This window comes from Crossiella sp. NPDC003009 (genome assembly GCF_053591555.1).
In genome coordinates this window covers 189,169-207,869 of record NZ_JBSFUA010000010.1, presented here as the reverse complement: position 1 = coordinate 207,869, position 18,701 = coordinate 189,169, and the positions used below count along the sequence as shown (strand labels likewise).

21 protein-coding genes are annotated in these 18,701 nt (G+C 72.2%); 6 read left to right on the top strand and 15 right to left on the bottom strand.

Features of this window, described 5'->3' with window-relative positions; all coding sequences use genetic code 11:
* Nucleotides 1-670: 670 nt before the first annotated feature.
* The 12 genes from ACWDY5_RS14190 to ACWDY5_RS14135 form a co-directional block, all read right to left on the bottom strand.
* Nucleotides 671-2,233, bottom strand: a complete 1,563-nt coding sequence (locus ACWDY5_RS14190; protein WP_449722628.1) for an alpha/beta hydrolase — start codon at nucleotides 2,231-2,233, stop codon at nucleotides 671-673.
* Nucleotides 2,234-2,308: 75 nt separating this feature from the next.
* Nucleotides 2,309-3,397: an ATP-dependent DNA ligase gene (locus ACWDY5_RS14185; protein ID WP_449722627.1), complete on the bottom strand. Its 1,089-nt coding sequence runs from the start codon at nucleotides 3,395-3,397 to the stop codon at nucleotides 2,309-2,311.
* 40 nt (nucleotides 3,398-3,437) lie between these two features.
* Complete coding sequence (locus ACWDY5_RS14180) at nucleotides 3,438-4,034, bottom strand: alkaline shock response membrane anchor protein AmaP (RefSeq protein WP_449722626.1); 597 nt, start codon at nucleotides 4,032-4,034, stop codon at nucleotides 3,438-3,440.
* Nucleotides 4,031-4,564, bottom strand: coding sequence for a DUF6286 domain-containing protein (locus ACWDY5_RS14175; RefSeq protein ID WP_449722625.1), 534 nt, complete (start codon nucleotides 4,562-4,564; stop codon nucleotides 4,031-4,033). Before ACWDY5_RS14175 ends, ACWDY5_RS14180 begins: the two co-directional genes overlap by 4 nt.
* A 4-nt stretch (nucleotides 4,565-4,568) precedes the next feature.
* A complete protein-coding gene (locus tag ACWDY5_RS14170) occupies nucleotides 4,569-4,922 on the bottom strand; it encodes an Asp23/Gls24 family envelope stress response protein (protein WP_449722624.1) in 354 nt (117 codons plus the stop codon).
* Nucleotides 4,919-5,098: a hypothetical protein gene (locus ACWDY5_RS14165; protein WP_283664242.1), complete on the bottom strand. Its 180-nt coding sequence runs from the start codon at nucleotides 5,096-5,098 to the stop codon at nucleotides 4,919-4,921. Before ACWDY5_RS14165 ends, ACWDY5_RS14170 begins: the two co-directional genes overlap by 4 nt.
* Before the next feature lie 14 nt (nucleotides 5,099-5,112).
* Nucleotides 5,113-5,382 (bottom strand): hypothetical protein, encoded by a 270-nt coding sequence (locus tag ACWDY5_RS14160; RefSeq protein ID WP_449722623.1) that lies wholly within the window; start codon nucleotides 5,380-5,382, stop codon nucleotides 5,113-5,115.
* A gap of 6 nt (nucleotides 5,383-5,388) precedes the next feature.
* Complete coding sequence (locus ACWDY5_RS14155; RefSeq protein WP_252479003.1) at nucleotides 5,389-5,676, bottom strand: hypothetical protein; 288 nt, start codon at nucleotides 5,674-5,676, stop codon at nucleotides 5,389-5,391.
* The gene (locus ACWDY5_RS14150) at nucleotides 5,676-6,140 is read right to left on the bottom strand and encodes an Asp23/Gls24 family envelope stress response protein (protein ID WP_283664244.1); all 465 of its coding nucleotides are present in this window, start codon (nucleotides 6,138-6,140) and stop codon (nucleotides 5,676-5,678) included. The genes ACWDY5_RS14155 and ACWDY5_RS14150 overlap by 1 nt, the downstream gene beginning before the upstream one ends.
* Before the next feature lie 91 nt (nucleotides 6,141-6,231).
* A complete protein-coding gene (locus ACWDY5_RS14145; protein ID WP_449722622.1) occupies nucleotides 6,232-6,819 on the bottom strand; it encodes an anti-sigma factor family protein in 588 nt (195 codons plus the stop codon).
* Nucleotides 6,816-7,358 carry an RNA polymerase sigma factor gene (locus tag ACWDY5_RS14140; protein WP_449722621.1) on the bottom strand — a complete coding sequence of 181 codons (543 nt, stop codon included), beginning with the start codon at nucleotides 7,356-7,358 and terminating at the stop codon, nucleotides 6,816-6,818. Before ACWDY5_RS14140 ends, ACWDY5_RS14145 begins: the two co-directional genes overlap by 4 nt.
* A complete protein-coding gene (locus ACWDY5_RS14135; RefSeq protein WP_449722620.1) occupies nucleotides 7,355-8,116 on the bottom strand; it encodes a pyrimidine reductase family protein in 762 nt (253 codons plus the stop codon). The genes ACWDY5_RS14140 and ACWDY5_RS14135 overlap by 4 nt, the downstream gene beginning before the upstream one ends.
* Before the next feature lie 157 nt (nucleotides 8,117-8,273).
* On the opposite strand from ACWDY5_RS14135, the gene ACWDY5_RS14130 reads away from it, so the two are divergent.
* The 3 genes from ACWDY5_RS14130 to ACWDY5_RS14120 are packed head-to-tail and all read left to right on the top strand — an operon-like array spanning nucleotide 8,274 to nucleotide 11,283.
* Nucleotides 8,274-8,558 carry a hypothetical protein gene (locus ACWDY5_RS14130; protein WP_449722619.1) on the top strand — a complete coding sequence of 95 codons (285 nt, stop codon included), beginning with the start codon at nucleotides 8,274-8,276 and terminating at the stop codon, nucleotides 8,556-8,558.
* A gap of 28 nt (nucleotides 8,559-8,586) precedes the next feature.
* Nucleotides 8,587-9,618 carry a cell division protein ZapE gene (gene zapE / locus ACWDY5_RS14125; protein WP_449722618.1) on the top strand — a complete coding sequence of 344 codons (1,032 nt, stop codon included), beginning with the start codon at nucleotides 8,587-8,589 and terminating at the stop codon, nucleotides 9,616-9,618.
* 42 nt (nucleotides 9,619-9,660) lie between these two features.
* The gene (locus ACWDY5_RS14120) at nucleotides 9,661-11,283 is read left to right on the top strand and encodes an ABC-F family ATP-binding cassette domain-containing protein (RefSeq protein WP_449722617.1); all 1,623 of its coding nucleotides are present in this window, start codon (nucleotides 9,661-9,663) and stop codon (nucleotides 11,281-11,283) included.
* A gap of 4 nt (nucleotides 11,284-11,287) precedes the next feature.
* Here the strand turns inward: ACWDY5_RS14120 and ACWDY5_RS14115 are convergent, their stop codons facing one another.
* Nucleotides 11,288-12,640: a DUF2252 domain-containing protein gene (locus ACWDY5_RS14115; protein WP_449722616.1), complete on the bottom strand. Its 1,353-nt coding sequence runs from the start codon at nucleotides 12,638-12,640 to the stop codon at nucleotides 11,288-11,290.
* Between the two features lie 50 nt (nucleotides 12,641-12,690).
* On the opposite strand from ACWDY5_RS14115, the gene ACWDY5_RS14110 reads away from it, so the two are divergent.
* Nucleotides 12,691-13,893: a transcriptional regulator gene (locus tag ACWDY5_RS14110; protein WP_449722615.1), complete on the top strand. Its 1,203-nt coding sequence runs from the start codon at nucleotides 12,691-12,693 to the stop codon at nucleotides 13,891-13,893.
* 21 nt (nucleotides 13,894-13,914) lie between these two features.
* Here the strand turns inward: ACWDY5_RS14110 and ACWDY5_RS14105 are convergent, their stop codons facing one another.
* A complete protein-coding gene (locus ACWDY5_RS14105; protein ID WP_449722614.1) occupies nucleotides 13,915-14,304 on the bottom strand; it encodes a peptidase inhibitor family I36 protein in 390 nt (129 codons plus the stop codon).
* A 162-nt stretch (nucleotides 14,305-14,466) separates the two neighbouring features.
* On the opposite strand from ACWDY5_RS14105, the gene exaC reads away from it, so the two are divergent.
* Complete coding sequence (gene exaC / locus ACWDY5_RS14100; RefSeq protein WP_449722613.1) at nucleotides 14,467-15,984, top strand: acetaldehyde dehydrogenase ExaC; 1,518 nt, start codon at nucleotides 14,467-14,469, stop codon at nucleotides 15,982-15,984.
* A gap of 52 nt (nucleotides 15,985-16,036) precedes the next feature.
* Here exaC and rocD read toward each other — a convergent pair whose 3' ends face one another.
* Nucleotides 16,037-17,278 carry an ornithine--oxo-acid transaminase gene (gene rocD, locus ACWDY5_RS14095; RefSeq protein WP_449722612.1) on the bottom strand — a complete coding sequence of 414 codons (1,242 nt, stop codon included), beginning with the start codon at nucleotides 17,276-17,278 and terminating at the stop codon, nucleotides 16,037-16,039.
* 232 nt (nucleotides 17,279-17,510) lie between these two features.
* Here rocD and ACWDY5_RS14090 point away from each other — a divergent pair, with 232 nt between their 5' ends.
* The gene (locus tag ACWDY5_RS14090) at nucleotides 17,511-18,638 is read left to right on the top strand and encodes a lactonase family protein (RefSeq protein ID WP_449722611.1); all 1,128 of its coding nucleotides are present in this window, start codon (nucleotides 17,511-17,513) and stop codon (nucleotides 18,636-18,638) included.
* Nucleotides 18,639-18,701 lie beyond the last annotated feature (63 nt).

The window sequence follows — 18,701 nt, the reverse complement described above, 5'->3', positions numbered from 1 at the left end:
GGGATGTGGTTTGATTTCGGAGGGTTGACGGGCATGGGGAACCTCAAGACCCGCCTGCGTCTCTGCCTTTGACTTTCCCCCCCATGCTTTGATTCCTGCCCGTCCGGCGAGGACGCTCTTGATCTTTCTTTTTAGCCCCGAAGATCAAAAGAATGTCCTCGCCGGACGGGCAGACCCCCGGAGGTGGGGGACAAGTCAAAAGCCGGGACGAGCAGGTTGCGGGGTTGAGCAGGCTGCCGGGGCCGGTTCCAGCGTGCTCGCGGTCCTCTCGTCTTCTCCGCACGACCTTCCGACAGCGAACCACATCCCACCGACCAGCCGCCGTCACGCTGCGCGGCATTGGCGGCGGTTGCTGTGAGCGTCTGCTCGGCGGGATGCGGTGCGCGGTCTCCAGGCCGTACGGAGAAGACGAGAGGCCCTCTTCGTGGGTTTTCACCCGGAATCGGCCGCTGGTTTGTAGTGCAGAAACGTCACCGTTTTGTGCGCAGCCGTCACGCTGGTGGCGGTACGAACTGAACAGGAAAGTTGCTTACCGTAGTTGGGCAGGCACAGCATGCGATCATCGGAGGCTGCTATGGCAGGTTGTGGTTGTTGCGCCAAGTGCACCGGCTGCGGGGACAACTGCTGTCCCAACTGCTGAACTCACGAGCCGAACGGTGTGCCTTCCCGGCTACGGGGGGCACACCGTTCCGTTTGTCGGGGCCTTGCCCTCGACCAGGTACAGCCTGCTCGCCTCGTTGACGCAGCTGGACCGGGCGAACGCGCCGTGGCCCGCGCCCTGCCAGTTGACCTGCACCGCCGTGGCCAGCGCCTCGGCCGTCTTGGTGGTGCCCGCCAGTGGGGTCACCGCGTCCTTTTCCGTGCCCAGCACCAACATCGGCGGCGCTTCCGGCGCGCGGGGGATGGGCAGGGGCTGGGCGGGCACCGGCCAGGGCATGCACCAGGCCAGTTCGTGGGCGCTCAGTGCGCCGAAGATCGGGTACTTCGCTGTCCACTCCTGGGCCAGGGTGGCCGCGCGCGCCGGGTCGACCCTGGTCGTGGTGTCGTTGCAGGTGGTGACCAGGCCGCCGTCCAGGCGGATCATGTCGCGGTCGGGGCCGTTCCACAGTGGTAGCACGAAGGATTCCAGGCCGCTGGCGTCGCCGTCGCGGGCCTTGGTGATGGCCTCGGCGAGCTCCGGCCAGCGGGGGCGGTCGGCCAGGCCGGCGGCGATGGCGCGCAGCGCGGTTCCCGACTGGAAGGTGATGCGGGCGCCGCGCAGGGGCTCGCCGCGTAGTTTGCCCACCAGGTCGTTGACCACCTGGTCGGGGGTGGCGCCCAGGGGGCAGCCTCGGGTGGCGCAGTCGGCGGTGAAGGCGGCGAAGGCGTCCTTGAGGCCGCTGGCTCGGGCTTCGGCCTGGCCCACCGCGTCGACCGTGGGATCGGGGGAGCCGTCCAGGATGAAGCGGCCCACCTCGTCCTGGTAGCGCTCGGCGAAGACGGTCAGCACCCGCGAGGCGTCACCGCGGGCCACCGCGTTCAGCTGCGGCACGCCCAGTGCCTCGCGCAGGGCGTTCATGTCGTTGGCGGTGCGCGCGGTGTCGAAGGCGCCCAGCTGCTCGTCCAGGTCCAGCATGCACTCCTGGGCGGCGTCCCTGGTGGTCTCCAGCAGCTCGCCCAGGGCGCCGGCGTCGGTGACCGCCGGGTCGAAGCCGACCATCGCGCTGCGGGACGGCTGGTTCACGCAGCGCACCGCGTCGGAGTCGCCGGTGCCGCGCCGGTCCACGCCGATCAGGTGGAAGACGTCCAGGATCTCCTTGGGCAGCTGCGCGGCCAGCCGCACCGCGTACAGCGAACCGGGTTCGCCCATGGCGTCGTTGAGCACCACCAGCGGGTGCTTGCCCTCGCCGACCTTGGTCAGCTGGATCCGGGTGTTGCCGCGACCCGGCCTGGTCGGCGAGTCCAGTGTGGTGGGCAGCTTCGCGCAGCCGACCCGGAGACCGTTCGGACTGCCCAGCTTGCGGTTCACCGTGTCCGTGCAGTCCACAAAGGACAGTCCGACGTCCTTGGGTTCGGTCAGCGGCGGGATCGGCCTGGCCGGGGCGGAGGTCGGCGGCGGACCGCCGGGGCCCGCGCCACTGCCGTCGTGCGCGACCGCTGGCCGGTCCGAGGGCCCGACCGCGCAGGCGGACAGGACCAGTGCGGACACCACGGCCATCGCGCCGACGCTGATGGAGGCTCGACGGCGCGGCACTGATGATCTCCCCGGGTCCGGTGACAGGCTGACCGCAGCTTCGCACGGCCGGGGTGAGGCCAGGGTGAACGCGGGTCAGGCGGGTTTGACCTCGCCGCCCAGGACCGAGTCCAGGTCGTACTTCGCGGGCTGGTCGAGCTGGTCGTAGCGGCAGGAGTCCGGCTCCCGGTCCGGCCGCCAGCGCAGGAACAGGCCGTTGTGGCGCAGCCGGGCCGGGAAACCGCCCTCGGTCTGGGTGTAGGCGATCTCCACCACCCGCTCCGGGCGCAGCGGCAGCCAGCTCTGCTCGTTGCTGCGCCAGCGGTTGATCGCGCCGGGCAGGCGCTGGCCCTCGGACTCGCCGGTCAGCCAGGGGTGGTTGTCCTCCGCGCCCTCGCGCAGCTCGGCCAGCTCCTCGACCAGGGCCTTGCGCTTGGCCGCCGGGAAGGAGCCGATCACGCCGACGTGGTGCAGCACGCCCTTGTCGTCGTAGAGGCCGAGCAGTAGCGAGCCGACCGCGGTGCCCGGCTCGGTCTTGACGTGCCAGCGCATCCCGGCCAGCACGCAGTCCGCGGTGCGCGCGTGCTTGATCTTCAACAGGGTGCGCTTGCCCGGCGCGTACGGCTCGTCCGCGGGTTTGGCGATCAGCCCGTCCAGGCCCGCGCCCTCGAACAGGGTGAACCACTCGCGCGCGGTGGCGATCTCGGCCGTCGCCGGGGTCAGGTGCACCCGATCGCCGCTGACCTGCTCGAACAGCTTCTCCAGCCGGGCCCGCCGCTCGGTGAACGGCAGCTCCAGCAAGCTCTCCTCGCCGTGCGCGAGCAGGTCGAAGGCGATGAACCGGGCCGGGTGCTGCGCGGCCAGCAGGGTGATCCGGCTGGCCGCCGGGTGGATCCGTTCGGTCAGCGCGTCGAAGTCCAGCTCGCCGTCCACCTCGACCACCAGCTCACCGTCGATGACCACCCGGTCCGGCAACCCGGCGCGCAGGAACTCCACCGCCTCCGGGAAGTACCTGGCCAGGTCCTTGCCGGAGCGGGACTGCAGGAACACCGAGTCGCCGTCGCGGAAGACCACGCAGCGGAACCCGTCCCACTTCGGCTCGAACAGCAGTCCGTCGCGGTCGGGCACCTCGTCCACCGGGCTGGCCAGCATCGGCTGGACGGGCGGGGTCAGCGGCAGCGTCATGCGGGCCATCATGCCTGGTCGCAACCGGTTGCGCAGCCGTTCACCGCACCCGCTGACGACGCGCGCTGTCCAGTTCGAGGCGCACCGCGGTCGGCAGTGTCTCCACCCCGAGACAGGCCCGCGCCCGGCTCAGCACGGTCTCGTCCAGCTGCTGCCACACCGTGCGCACATCGGTGCCCTCGGCCAGCCACAGCGACAGCCGCAGCGCGGGCCGCTCCACACTGCCCACCAGCCGCGCGTGCGCCCGGCTGACCCCGTTCACCCTGGCCGCGTCGGCCCGCACCGCCTCGGCGAACGCGCCGGAAGTGATCGTCACCCGGCTCGGGCCGAACCCGTCCAGCCGCAGGTCGGGCCGGGTCTCCGGGCGCAGTGAGCGCACCACCCAGCGCAGGCCCAGCACCAGCACCAGCAGCCCGAGCGCGATACCGACGCCGAGCACCCATGGCCGGTGCGCGAGCAGCCAGTCCCTGATCATCGGATCCAGCACCGGCCGACCCGCCCGCCCCGCGCCCAGCCACCCGGAGCCGAGCACCAGCGCGCCGACGCCGAGCAAGATCGCCAGCACCCCGGCCCCGCCGGTCAGGACACGTTCGGCGCGGGCGGAACGGGCCACCGCGGCCGCGGATCGAGTGCTCATCGGCGCTCCTTCGGCGAAGCCACCACCACGGACACCTTGGGGGTGCGCGGCAGCGGCAGATCGGTCACCACGGTCCTGGTCACCTCGAGCACCCTGGGCCGCAGCTCGTTCTTGGCCAGCAACCGGCTGGCGGCACGCACCCGGACCCTGGCCACCGAGGCGGTCACGGTGGCCGCGCTCACCCCGTCCTCGGCGCGCACCCTGGTGCCCACCAGCCGGGCCAGCGAACGCGGCGAGGTGGTCACGGTGACCTCCGGCGCCGGATCGGCCAGCCGGACATCCCGCCGCCGCGCGCCGGTGGCCACCCACAGCAGCACCAGCCCGAGCAGCAGCAGCCCGCCGGCGACCAGCCTGGTCACCGTCGCGGTCCAGTCCACCGAACCCAGTGCCGCGGTCCAGTCCCGCCAGGGCACCAGCACGTGCTCGCCGGGTTTCCAGGCAGCCCAGGCGAACTCCACCGCGAGCAGCGCGCCCGCGGCGGCCAGCGCCAGTCCCAGCAGGGTCGACAGCAGTCGCACGATCAGCCGCATCACGTCACTCCACCCTCGGCCGGGTCTCCGGCAGCAGCGCGGAGACGGTCACGTCCACCACCCGCACCCGGTACCCGGTGATCCGCTCGAGCTCGTCGCTGACCGCCACCCGCACCGCGTCCACAGTGGACCGGACCGGGGCCGGGTAGCGCAGCGCCAGGTCCAGCCGCACGTCGATGTCCTTGCCGGAGAGGGTGAGCCGGGCGCTGGCGCCCTGCTCACCGATCCCGACCCCGGCCAGCTTCCGGGGCACACGCAGGGTGCCGGGCACCCCGTCCGCGCTGTGCTCGACCACCTTGCGCAGCACGCCGGGGTCGATGCTCAGCCCGCCGCGGTCCGCCGGATCGGGCTGGCTCACCGGTCCTTCCCACGTCCGAGCAGCTCGCCGAGGTCCAGCTCGCCGTCGAGCACCTTGCCCACGACCAGGCCGATGGCGCCGACGAGCACGGTGATCAGGAAAGCGGTGAACCCGCCGAGGGCGCCTGCCGCGCCGAGGACGAGCCCGGCCAGCAGGCCGGTCTGGGTGCTGTTCACGTCGAACCCACTCCTTAGTTCACCCGGGGCGGGCGCCTGCGTTTCGCCCGCCACCGGCCGATCCGGGTGGCGATCCCGCGGATCCCCCGCGGTGTCACCACAATCTCCACCGGCGCGTCGAACCGGTCGTCCACTTCGGACTCAGCTTCGGCCTGCCGCCGCCGGTAGGCCGCCACCGCGGCGGCGAAGGCCACCGGGTCGCCGCCGACATCGGGGTGGTGCCGCCGGACGTACTCGCGGAAGGCCGCCCGGTCCGCCGGGGGCTCGCCGCCCGTGTCCACCATCGGCGCCTACTCGCCGGGCTCCACCACGTCGACCACGGTGATGTCCACCGGCACCGCGCCGGTCACCTGCCGCACCCGCTGGCGCAGCTCGGTGACCACCTCCGGCAGCGGTTCGCCGAAGCGCAGCACCACCCCGACCTCCACCGGCTCGCCGTCTCCGGTGCTGCGCACCCCGATCACCTTGCGGCCGGGCAGGTACGAGAGCACCTGCCCGTACGCGCCGCCGTGCAGGGACACCACGCTCGGGTGGGTCAGCACGACCTGGGCGATCCGGTCCGCCAGCTCGGCCGTCATCATTCGACCCTGGTGTTGGTCTCGCTGTCCTCGTCGTCCTCACTGGGCAGCTTGATGTCGTTGACCGCGATGTTGACCTCGATCACCTCGAGGCCGGTCATCCGCTCAACCGCGGTGATCACGTTGCGCCGCACCGCCTTGGCCAGGTCCACAATGGACGCGCCGTACTCGACCACGATGTCCAGGTCGATCGCGGCCTGCTTCTCGCCCACTTCGACCTGCACGCCGGAGGTGGCCGAGGTGCCGCCGCCGGGGATGCGCTCGCGCAGCGCGCCGAAGGCCCTGGAGACCCCGCCGCCCATCGCGTGCACCCCGGAGATCTCCCGAGCGGAGATGCCGGCGATCTTCTGCACCACCGAGGCGGAGATGGTGGTCTTGCCCTGCGAGGTGTCGTCAGCCAGCCGGGCCGGGGTGTTGCCGCCGCGGGCGACGGGCACGGACTCGGTGGTGGTGGACTGCGCCATGGGGACTCCTTCGCATCGTGTCGACGTCAGGTGTTCGTCCTTCACCTGACATCGGTTCGGATGCCCCGCAGCTCCACCGCATTGCGGTTTGTCACTCGAACTGGGGAAGTCCGATACCCGGTCGGGGCGGCAGCACGTCGGCCACCTCCACGGTGACCTCAGGCGCGGCGGTGTCCAGCGAGCCGGCCAGCCGGGCGCGCAGGTCCTGCCGCAGCCGCTGGGCGATGAGGTCCGCGGCCACCCCGTAGCGCACCGACACCGACACGGTGATCGCGGCGCCGTCGCCGGTGAGCCCGCGCAGGTGCACCCCCGGCAGCTCGTGCACGGCGTCCACCGCGAACTGGCGGGCCAGCGTGAGCACCGCCCGCGCGGACACGGTCAGCCTGCCCTCGCCCTGGTCCAGCTCGGCGTCCGCGGCGGAGAACACCCCGCGCAGCCCGCGCACCCCGGCCAGCATCCGCGCGGCCAGCCCGTCCGGGATCGGCACCGGGGCCTTGGCCGCGGCGCGCACCGCGCCCCAGCGGCCGTCCAGCGCGCCTAGCTCGGCCTGGCAGTGCGGGCAGTCGCGGGCGTGCCCGGCCAGCTCGGCGTCGGCCGGTTCCAGCTCGCCGTCGACGACCAGCGCCAGGAGGTCACCGCGCAGACGGCCGCACGGCAGGGCCGCGTTCGCTCCGGTCATCGCAGTTCCTCCAACTTGGCGAGCAGAGCCACCCTGGCGCGGTAGAGCCGGGAGCGCAACGTCGGCACCGGCACGTCCAGCACCTCGGCCACCTCCTCGTAGCTGAGTTCCTCCAGCTCACGCAGCACCAGCGGCACCCGCTGGCTGGGTTCCAGGGTGGCGATCGCGCGCAGCACCAGGTCGGTCTGCTCGCTGCGCAGCGCGGCCCGTTCAGGGTCGGCGGCGACATCGGTCATCGCGGGCTCGACGGTGTCCTCCAGCGGCACGGTCGGCCGCCGTTTGCGCAGGTGGGCCAGTGCGGTGTTGGTGACCACCCGGAACAGCCAGGTGGTCGGCGCGGCCTCGCCGCGGAAGCGGCCCAGCCCGCGCCAGGCCGACACCCAGGCCTCCTGCACCACGTCCTCGGCCTCGGCCGGGTCGCCCACGATGCGCAGCGCGATCCGGTACATCCGGTTGGTGTGCCGGCGCACCAGGTCGTCGAAGGCCGTGTCGTCCCCGCGCGCCGCCGCGGCGAGCAGGTCGGTGTCGGCCCTGGTCACGGTTGGTCCCGCAGGTAGCGCAGGAACAGCGCGCCGTCCTCGTGCAGCACCGAGTCCAGGCGCAGCGCGCGGGGCGCGTCCGGGTGCGCGCCGTGCGCGATCCGGGTGGCGTCGCCGGAGGTCAGCAGCGGGGAGACGGTCAGGCACACCTCGTCCACCAGGTCGGCGGCGATCAGCGAGCCGAACAGGGTGGGCCCGCCCTCGCAGTCGACCCGGCGCAGCCCGCGCCGGTCCAGCTCGCCGAGCACCACGGCCAGGTCCACGCTCGCCTCGCCGGTGAGCACCACCTCCGCGCCCGCCGCGGTCAGCGCCGCCCGGCGCTCGGCAGGCGCGTTCGAGCAGGTGAACACGATCGGTGGCACCCTGGTGTCGGTCAGCAGCGCCGAGTCGGGGTCCAGCGCGCAGGTGGTGGTGACCAGCGCGATCGGCGGCGCCGCGGACAGCCCGTGCCTGGCCCGGCGGGCCCGCCGCTCGGCGCCCGGCTTGGCGCCCGCGTAGCCCTCGATCACCGCGGTGCGCAGCCCCACCAGGATGACGTCGGCCAGGTCCCTGGACAGCAGGAAGATCTCCTTGTCCAGCTCGGTGGACAGCCCGCGGGAGCGCCCTTCCACGGTCACCGCACCGTCCACACTGGACACGAAGTTGACCCGCAGCCAGGGCCGGGTCAGCCCCTCGGGGTAGGCGTAGCGCGCTTCGAGCCCGCTCTCGTCGGCGGGCGTCCTGACGGCGGGGGAGTTCGAGGGCCAGAGCCAGTCCACACCTCTATCTGAGCACGGGACCCCCTCGGTCCGCTCGCCGGGCGGCGCGGGCGGCCAGGTCACGATGTGAGAAGGACCACCGGCGAGTGGTCCGGGGGCCGTGTTTCCCTCGTATCCAGGGTGAGAGGTTTCGACGCCGATGTCGGGGACGGTGCCCGTGGAAGACCTCAGACGGAAGAAGCGGACGGACTCGTTGTTGCCCGCGGCCGCGGTGCTGCTGGCCTGCTGCGCGGCCGGGGTGCTGGGCCTGGCGCCCGCGTTCGGCCTGCTCGTGGCGGTGGCGGTGGCCCTGGGCGGGCTGGTGGTCGGCGGCATCGCGCTGGCCCTGCTGGACCGGATGGCGGTGTGGCGGCCGGTGCCGACCGGGGTGGCCGCGGCGTTGCTGGGCCTGCTGGTGGCCGCGCTGGCCGGGCAGCTGCTGCTGTGGGCGGGCCTGCACTAGCCGCCCTGGCGCCGGATACGCTGCCGGAATGTCGAGCGTGCGCCTGGTGGATCGTCGCCCGGAGATCGACCCGGCGGACCTGGTGGCCGGGATGGTCCCGCCGCCCCGGTTCGACGCGGTGCGCTTCGAGTCCTACCTGCCCAACCCGGAGGAGCCCAGCCAGGCCGCCGCGGTCGAGGCCGGGCAGGCCTTCTGCGCCAAGGTGATCACCGGTCCGCCGCGCAAGTCCTGGATTGGCGGCCTGTTCGGCGCCAAGCCGGCCGCGGTGGCCAAGCCGGGGCTGTACTTCGACGGCGGGTTCGGCGTGGGCAAGACGCACCTGCTCGCCTCGGTCTGGCACGCGGTGCCCGGCCCCAAGGCCTACGGCACCTTCGTCGAGCTGACCCACCTGGTCGGCGCGCTGGGTTTCGCCGAGGCGGTGCGCAGGCTGTCGGAGCACCGGCTGCTGGCCATCGACGAGTTCGAGCTGGACGACCCCGGCGACACCACCATGGTCACCCGGCTGCTGCGGGAGGTGACCGACGCCGGGGTGTTCGTGGCGGCGACCTCGAACACGTTGCCGGACAAGCTCGGCGAGGGCCGCTTCGACGCGGAGCTGTTCCTGCGCGAGATCCAGGCGATGTCGGCGAAGTTCACCGTGGTCCGGGTGGACGGCCCGGACTACCGGCACCGCGGCCTGCCGCCCGCGCCGGATCCGGTCGCCTCAGTCGAACTCGACGCGCTGGCCGCGGCCAGGCCGGGGTCCACTGTGGACGATTTCGCCGAGCTGTGCGCGCACCTGGCCACCCTGCACCCGTCGAAGTACGGGCGGCTGCTGGACGGGGTGCGCGCGGTGCACCTGCGCGAGTTGCACGCGGTGCCCAACCAGGACGTGGCGCTGCGGGTGGTGGTGCTGGCCGACCGGCTGTACGACCGGGCCATCCCGGTGGTGGTCTCCGGGCAGCCGCTCTCCGAGCTGTTCACCGAGGAGATGCTGCGCGGCGGCTACCGGAAGAAGTACCTGCGCGCGGTCTCCCGCCTGGTCGCCCTTTCGCGCGACGCCGCGGCCGCTGGGCGGTAAAGCGTTCGCCAGCCGCCCCGGCGCTCGGGCACCATCGGCGGCGTGGGTTATCTCGAGGCAGGCGGCCTGTCCTATGTCCTGCCGGACGGGCGCGAGTTGTTCGCCGAGGTGTCGGTGAAGGCCAGTGCCGGTCAGGTGGTCGCGCTGGTGGGCGCCAACGGCGCGGGCAAGACCACGCTGCTGCGCATCCTCGCCGGCGAGCTGAAGCCGGTGGAGGGCAGCGTGTCGGTGCAGGGCGGGCTGGCGGTGATGCCGCAGTTCGTCGGCTCGGTGCGCGATGACCGCACGGTCCGCGACCTGCTGCTGGCGGTCGCGCCGGAGCCGATCAGGGCCGCTGCGGCCGAGCTCGACGAGGTCGAGCTGAAGCTGATGGACACCGACGACGAACCCACCCAGATGCGCTACGCGGCCGCGCTGGTCGCCTGGGGCGAGGTCGGCGGCTACGAGGCCGAGGTGCTCTGGGACACCGTGACCGTGGCCGCGCTGGGCGTGCCGTTCGACCGGGCGCGCTTCCGCGGGGTGAAGACCCTCTCCGGCGGTGAGCAGAAACGCCTGGTGCTGGAGGTCCTGCTGCGCGGCCGGGAACAGGTGCTGCTGCTGGACGAGCCGGACAACTACCTCGACGTGCCCGGCAAGCGCTGGCTGGAACAACGACTGTCCACTTCGGACAAAGCGATCGTGCTGGTGAGCCACGACCGGGAGCTGCTGGCCCAGGCGGCCACGCACGTGGTCACCGTGGAGGGCCACTCGGCCTGGACGCACAGCGGCAGCTTCCGCACCTGGCACGCCGCGCGGGAGGCGCGCTGGGACAAGATCGCCGAGCTGCACCGGCGCTGGGAGGAGAAGCGCCAGCAGCTCAAGGAACTGGTCCGGATGTTGCAGCAGAAGGCCGAGTACAACGACGGCATGGCCTCGCAGTACCAGGCCGCGCAGACCAGGCTGCGCAAGTTCGAGGAGGCCGGTCCGCCGCCGGAGCTGCCCACCGAGGAGAAGCTCACCCCCAGGCTGCGCGGCGGCCGCACCGGGCTGCGCGCGATCACCTGCGCCGGCCTGGAGCTGACCGGGCTGATGAAGCCGTTCGACACCGAGATCTTCTTCGGCGACCGGGTGGCGGTGCTGGGCTCCAACGGCTCCGGCAAGAGCCATTTCCTGCGCCTGCTCAACGAAGATCCCTCGGTCGTCCACAGTGGACTGTGCAAGCTGGGGGCCAGGGTGGTGCCCGGCTTGTTCGCGCAGACCCACGACCACCCGGAGTGGCTGGGCAAGACCCTGGTCGAGCTGCTGTGGACCGGCGAGGACGGCCGCACCGGGCTGGACCGCGGCCGGGCCATGTCCGCGCTGCGCCGCTACGGCCTGCACACCAGCGGCGACCAGCGGTTCGAGACGCTCTCCGGCGGCCAGCAGGCCCGGTTCCAGATCCTGCTGCTGGAGCTGTCCGGGGCCACCCTGCTGCTGCTCGACGAGCCCACCGACAACCTGGACCTCACCTCGGCCGAGGCCCTGCAGGAGGCGCTGGAGCAGTTCTACGGCACGGTGGTCACGGTCACCCACGATCGCTGGTTCGCGGCCAGCTTCGACCGCTTCCTGATCTTCCGCGCCGACGGCACGGTCAGCGAGGCGGACGCGCCGGTCTGGGACGAGGCCAGGGTCCAGCGCGCCCGCTGACCGGTCAGTCCCGGTCCTCGATCTCGGCCGTCAGCTCGCCGCGCTTCACCGCGGCCGCCAGCTCGGCGTGGTCGGCCTCGGTGGCGTCGGCGTAGCGCACCGCGTAGCGGGCCACCGCCTCGTCCAGCTCGTCGTCCTCGCCGCAGTAGCCCGCCAGCAGCCTGGGATCGGCCGAGCGGCAGTGCGCCCTGGCCAGCAGCGCGCCGGCGAGCCTGCCGTAGTCGTCGAGGTGGTCCTTGCGCAGCGCGGTCGGGTCGATGTCGCCCTTCATGTTGCGGAACTGGCGCACGATGTAGTGCCGCCCGTCCACCGTGGTCCAGCCGAGCAGGATGTCCGTCTCGGCCTGCACCAGCCGGGCCCCCTCGACCACCCGCTTGCCCTCGTGCTCGTAGGCCGGGATGTCCAGGTACTGCGCCAGGCAGGACGGGTTGGCCTGCTTGACCTGGAGCACCAGGGCGTCGTCCTCGTTGCCGTGCAACAGGACCAGGTAGTTGCGCAGGCCCACGCTGCCGGTGCCGACCACCCGGAAGGCCACATCGGCCACGCGGTAGCGGCGGATCAGGTTGCGGCGGGACTCGCGCAGGGTGCCGACGTAGGAGTCCAGGCTGGCCGCGACCGCCTCGGCGGTGGGCGCGCTGACGTGCCTCAGCACGGGCAGCTCCTCCACGAACCGCCAGTGGTCCCGCTCGACCTGCCTGGTCCACTTGGCCGCGACCCTGCGGCTGGTGTTCTTGCGCGCCTTCTTCGAGGCCTTCTCGAAGTCGTCGAGCAGCTCGTCCGCCTTGACCTTGCTGATCGTGGAGGCGTCGGCCAGCGCGTTCCAGGACTCCAGGAACGGCAGCTCGGCCAGCCGGGCCATGGTCTTGCGGTAGGCGCGCACCGCGTCCTCGGCGGCCTTGGCGCAGCCGTCCTCGGAGACCCCGCCCTCGCGGCCGGCCAGCACCAGGCTGGTCGCCAGGCGCTTGAGGTCCCACTCCCACGGGCCGGGCACGGTCTCGTCGAAGTCGTTGATGTCCATGACGATCCGGCCCTCGTTGGTGCCGAACAGCCCGAAGTTGGCCGCGTGCGCGTCCCCGCAGATCTGCGCGCTGATCCCGCTGGCCGGGGTGGCGGCCAGGTCCGCGGCCATCAGCTCGGCCGCGCCCCGGAAGAACGCGAACGGCGAGGCCAGCATCCGGCCGACCCGCAGCGGCACCAGCTCCGGCAGCCGGGGCGCGTTGCTGGCGTGCACGAACTCCACCGCCCCTGGCCGGTCCGCGCCCAGCGCGGCGTGGTCGTGCAGCTTCGGCCGCACCTCCTCCCGCAGCGCGCGACCCCTGGCAAAGACCTCGCTGGGCTTGACCCAGTCGCGCGACACCGCGCTCTCTCCCCTATCCACCCCGCCATCATCCCCCTAACGTGTGATGGATGCCGCCACGGACCACTCTCCGCCAGCGCCGGGCCCAGCTGGAGCGGGACTGGGAGTGCTGGGTGGCGCACCGGTCGCCGGGCGCGGCGGCCGCGGTCGCCCCCGAGGTCACCCAGTCCTGGGCGCGGGCGCTACCCGAGGTGAGCCCGGCCAGGGACAGCGCGCCGAGCTGCGCGGACGCCCGCTGGCAGGACTCGCCGCTGCGCGAGCCGGTGCTGGCCTCCTCGGCCGAGCTGCGCAGCATCGCCGAGGACGCCGGCTACGTGGCCGCGGTCGCCGACGCGGGCGGCACCATCCTGTGGACCTTCGGCGGCCGGGTGATGCGCCGCCGCGCCGAACGCGTGAACTTCGCCGCGGGCGGGCGCTGGTCGGAGACCGCGATGGGCACCAACGCGCTGTCGCTGGCCCTGGACCACAACCGGCCCGCCACCTGCTTCTCGGCCGAACACCTGGTGCAGGCCCTGCACGGCTGGGTCTGCTACTCCGCGCCGGTGCACGCGCCCAACGGCAAGGTGCTCGGCGTGCTGGACCTGTCCACCACCTGGGACCGCTCGCACCCGCTGGCCATGCCCACGGTCCGCACCCTGGTCAGCGCGCTGGAGGCGCGCCTGGCCGAGTCGCCGCTGGACCTGGCCCCTGCGGGCTGGTCGCTGCGCTGCCTCGGCCGCGGCGAGCTGCTCGACGGCGGCGCCCCGGTCCCGCTGCGCCCGCGCCAGCTGGAGATCCTCACCCTGCTGACCCTGCACCCCGACGGCTTGACCCCGGAACAACTCCAGGACGCCCTCTACGCCGACCGCCCCGTGCACCGGACCACACTGAAAGCCGAGGTCAGCCACCTGCGCCGGGCCTTGCGCGGCGGCGTCACCACCCGCAGCTACCACCTGTGCGCCCCGGTCGCCGCGGACGCCCGCGCGGTGCTGGACGCCCTGGCCGCCCGCGACCTGACCACCGCGCTGCGGCACTACCTCGGCCCGCTGCTGCCGGACTCCGAGGCCCCCGGCATCCGCGAGTGGCGGGAGATCATCGAGGTCGCGCTGCGCGAGGCGGTGCTCCGGTCACCGGAAACTGACCACCTGCTGGCCTACCTGTCCCGCCACCCGTACGACATCGAGGCCCACCAGCTCGCCCTGAGCAGGCTGGAGCCGGCGGACGCCCGGCGCGGGGTGGTGCTGGCCCAGCTGCACAAGCTGCGCTCGGCCTGACCACCCCGCGGGCGAATCGGCTCAGACGCAGGCGCCCAGCGCGCTCAGCGAGTCGTTCGGCGAGAGCTGACGCGCGTCCAGGAAGTAGGACGGGTGGTCGTGCCTGCCCCACACCCGGCCGTTGCTGGGGTCGAAGTGCTCGTACCAGCAGAGGTCCCGGCCGGTCTTGTTGGACAGCGAGGAGGCCCGGTCGTTCATGTGCCCGAACGGCCCGTTGAGGTAGATGATCCCGCCGCCCGCCGGGCCGTTGTACATCGGCTTGCCCGCGAAGGCGGCGCCGTCCCAGATGCAGAGGTGGCCGTTCGGGCAGTCGGCCAGCGCGGCGGAGGCGGGGGCCGCCCCGGCCAGGCCGATGGTGGCCGCGGTGGCGAACGCGGCGAGCGCGGCGCCGGCGAGTCGAGCCTTGGACATGTGCCCCTCCAATTGTTACAAGCTGTATCAGTTGGGCATTGTGCCTGCGGGAGGAGCCGGGCGCACCTCCTTCAGCCAGGCCTGAAACCCCCACGCCAACCTCGCGCCAACCTTGGGCGGCCATGGTGGGCCGCACGCACTCCGGCGCCGAAAGGGAGTCCCATGGCGTACGCCCAGCCGGGAACCGAGGGCAGCATCGTCGAGTTCGCCGCCCGCTACGACAACTTCATCGGCGGCAAGTGGGTCGCGCCGGTGGCCGGGCGCTACTTCGACAACCCCAGTCCGGTCACCGGGCACGCCTTCTGCGAGGTGGCGCGGTCCGGGGCGGCCGATGTGGAGCTGGCGCTGGATGCCGCGCACGCGGCCGCGGACGGCTGGGGGCGGACCTCGGTGACCGAGCGCTCCCGCATGCTCAACCGGATCGCGGACCGCATCGAGGAAAACCTGGAGCCGCTCGCGGTCGCCGAGACCTGGGAGAACGGCAAGCCGGTCCGGGAGTGCCTGGCCGCGGACCTGCCCCTTGCCGTGGACCACTTCCGGTACTTCGCCGGGGTGATCCGCGGGCAGGAGGGCAGCATCGGGGTGCTGGACGCGGACACCGTGGCCTACCACTTCCAGGAGCCGCTGGGCGTGGTCGCGCAGATCATCCCGTGGAACTTCCCGATCTTGATGGCCGCCTGGAAGCTCGCGCCCGCACTGGCCGCCGGGAACTGCGTGGTGATCAAACCGGCCGAGCAGACGCCCGCGAGCCTGCTGCTGCTGATCGAGCTGATCGCGGACCTGCTGCCGCCGGGTGTGGTCAACGTGGTCAACGGTTTTGGCGTGGAGGCGGGGAAACCGCTGGCGCAAAGTCCCCGGGTGGCCAAGGTGGCCTTCACCGGGGAGACCGGCACCGGGCGGCTGATCATGCAGTACGCCAGCGAGAACATCGTGCCGGTGACGCTGGAGCTGGGTGGCAAGAGCCCCAACATCTTCCGCGCCGACGTCACCGCGGCCGACGACGACTTCCTGGACAAGGCGGTCGAGGGCTTCGTGATGTTCGCGCTCAACCAGGGCGAGGTGTGCACCTGCCCGTCCAGGGCGCTGATCCACTCCCGCATCTACGAGGAGTTCATGGCCCGCTGCCTGGCCCGCACCGAGGCCATCGTCGGCGGCGACCCGCTCGACCCGGCCACCATGATCGGCGCGCAGGTCAGCAACGAGCAGTACGAGAAGATCCTGTCCTACTTGGAGATCGGCCGGCAGGAAGGCGCTGAGCTGCTCACCGGCGGCGGCACCCGCAGTGTCGAGGGCTACCCCGGCGGCTACTACCTCGAGCCGACGATCTTCCGCGGCACCAACGACATGCGGGTGTTCCAGGAGGAGATCTTCGGCCCGGTGGTCTCGGTGGCCACCTTCGACACCGACGAGGAAGCGCTGCGGCTGGCCAACGACACCCTGTACGGGCTCGGCGCCGGCGTGTGGACCAGGGATGGCGCGCAGGCCTACCGGTTCGGCAGGGAGATCAAGGCCGGGCGGGTGTGGACCAACTGCTACCACGCCTATCCGGCGCACGCGGCCTTCGGCGGGTACAAGAAGTCCGGCATCGGGCGGGAGAACCACCTGCGGATGCTGGAGCACTACCAGCAGACCAAGAACCTGCTGGTCAGCTACTCGCCGAAGAAGCTCGGGTTCTTCTAGACCCCGGCCTGGCCCAGCTCACGGCGCGAGTTGGGCCAGGTCCGGGCCACGGTCAGCGGGAGACGACCTCGGTGAGGGCGTCGATGCCCAGGTCGAGCTCCTCCTTGGTGATCACCAGGGGCGGGGCCATCCGGAGGGTGTTGTCGTGGGTCTCCTTGCAGAGCACGCCCCTGGCCGCCAGGGCCTTGGAGGCCTCGCGGCCGGTGGGGCCGCCGGGGGCGATCTCCACGCCCGCCCACAGGCCGCGGCCGCTGACCTTGGCCAGGCCGTGGCCGATCAGGGCGTTGAGGCGGGTGTGCAGGTGCGCGCCCAGCTCGGCTGAGCGCTGCTGGAACTCGCCGGTGGACAGCAGGCCGACCACCGCGCGGCCCACCGCGCAGGCCAGCGGGTTGCCGCCGAAGGTGGAGCCGTGCTGGCCGGGCTGGAGCACGCCGAGCACCGCGCGGCTGCCGACCACCGCGGACACCGGCAGGATGCCGCCGCCGAGGGCCTTGCCCAGGGTGTACAGGTCCGCGCGCACGCCCTCGTGGTCCAGGGCCAGCAGGCGGCCGGTGCGGGCCAGGCCGGACTGGATCTCATCGGCGATCATCAGCACGTTGCGCTCGTCGCACAGCCGCCGGACCTCGGCCAGGTAGCCCGGTCCCGGCACGACCACACCGGCCTCGCCCTGGATCGGCTCGACCAGGACCGCGGCGGTGTGCTCGGTGATCGCCGCCGCCAGCGCGGCCGCGTCGCCGTAGGGCACCACCACGAAGCCGGGGGTGTACGGGCCGAAGTCGGCGCGGGCGTCCTCGTCGGTGGAGAAGGAGATGATGGTGGTGGTGCGGCCGTGGAAGTTGGACCCGGCCACCACGATCTGCGCCTGGCCCTGCGGCACGCCCTTGACCCGGTAGGCCCACTTGCGGGCGACCTTGATCGCCGACTCCACCGCCTCCGCGCCGGAGTTCATGGTCAGCACCATCTCGGTGCCGGTCAGCTGGGCCAGCTCGCGGCAGAACAGGCCGAACTGGTCGTGGTGGAACGCGCGGCTGGTCAGGGTGAGCCGGTTGAGCTGCTCGGTGGCCGCGGCCACCAGCGCGGGGTGCCGGTGCCCGAAGTTCAGCGCCGAGTACCCGGCGAGGAAGTCCAGGTAGCGGCGGCCGGACACGTCGGTCACCCAGGCGCCCTCCGCCTCGGCGATCACCACCGGGAGCGGGTGGTAGTTGTGCGTGCTCCACTCCTCGTCCAGCGCGATGAAATCGCCGGGGGAGCAGGGCTCGCCGGTCGTGGTGGGGTGCTCGGCAATGGCGGTCATGGCGTAAAGGCTAAGCCCCCGATTGCGGAGATTTCATCCGCCGAGTGTTGCGCACTACAGTGGTTTGTTGCGCAATCGTCAGATGGCGTGGCGATTTGTTGCAACGGCGTTAAAACCGTGAATCGATCGGGTGAGTTGCGTCAGCTGCAATCTTCGTTGCGCCCTCTTCCCAAAGCGCAGTGGTCCAGTCCAGTGTGGGCGCGATGAGCAGGACGACGACAGGAGCTGTGACATGGCGGATATCGGGCGTCGCACTTTCCTCGGAGCGGTCGGCGCGGCCGTCGTCGGCGGTGGCCTGATGAGCACCGGGGCCGCCTCGGCGGCGGAGTCCGGCGGCGAGGTCTGCGCCCCGGCCGGGCGGGTCTACCTCGGCACCTACACCGACGCCGCCAGCGGTGGCAAGGGAATCGGCCTGGCCAAGGCGGACGCGGCGGGCAAGCTGACCGTCGAGTCCACCGTGACCAACGCGAGCCCCTCCTATATCGCGGTCGGTTCCGGCGGCAGCACGGTGTACGCGGTCAACGAGCTGGACAAGGGCACGGTCAGCGCGTTTTCGGTGACCGGCAACGGATCCCTGCGCGCGCTCGGCGCCCGCTCCAGCGGTGGCGCGCACCCCTGCCACCTCGTCGTGCACCCCAGCGGCCGGTACCTGCTGACCGCCAACTACACCTCCGGCACCGTGGGCGTGCTGCCGGTCCGCGCCGGCGGCGCGCTGGGCAACCCGACCCACATCGTGCAGCACCCGGGCAAGCCGCACGCGCACCAGGTGGTGGTCAGCCCGGACGGAAAGCACGTGCTGGCAACGGATCTGGGCACCTCCTCGGTCTACACCTACACCCTGGACCTCAACGCGGGCCGCCTCACCCTGCGCTCCACCCTGGCCCTGGCCAAGGGCGCGGGCTCGCGCAACCTGGTGTTCCACCCGGACGGCCGCACCGTCTACATCCTCAACGAGCTGGACTCCACACTTGTTGTGGCCGCTTATGACCCGGCCTCCGGCAAGCTCACCGCGGGTCAGCGGATCTCCACCCTGCCGCCGGGCGCCGGCGTGCAGAACTACCCCGGCGGGATCACCATCTCCCCGGACGGCCGGTTCGTCTACGGCGCCAACCGGGGGCACAACAGCATCGCGGTCTTCGCCACCAGCGAGGGCGGCCGCAAGGTCACCCTGGCCGGCACGCCGGGCAGTGGCGGGGACTGGCCGCGGCACCTGGAGGTCACCCGGGACGGTCGCACGCTCTACAGCTCCAACCAGCGCGGCAACGTGATCGGAATCTTCGGTGTCGACCCGGTGAACGGCCTGCCCAAGCAGACCGGTGAGCTGCGCACACCTGCTCCGGTCTGCGCGGTTGTAGCGTAAAACCCCTGCTAGAACTACCCGCTCACGGCGGTACCGGCCATGTTACCCGCGAGTTAATTTGTG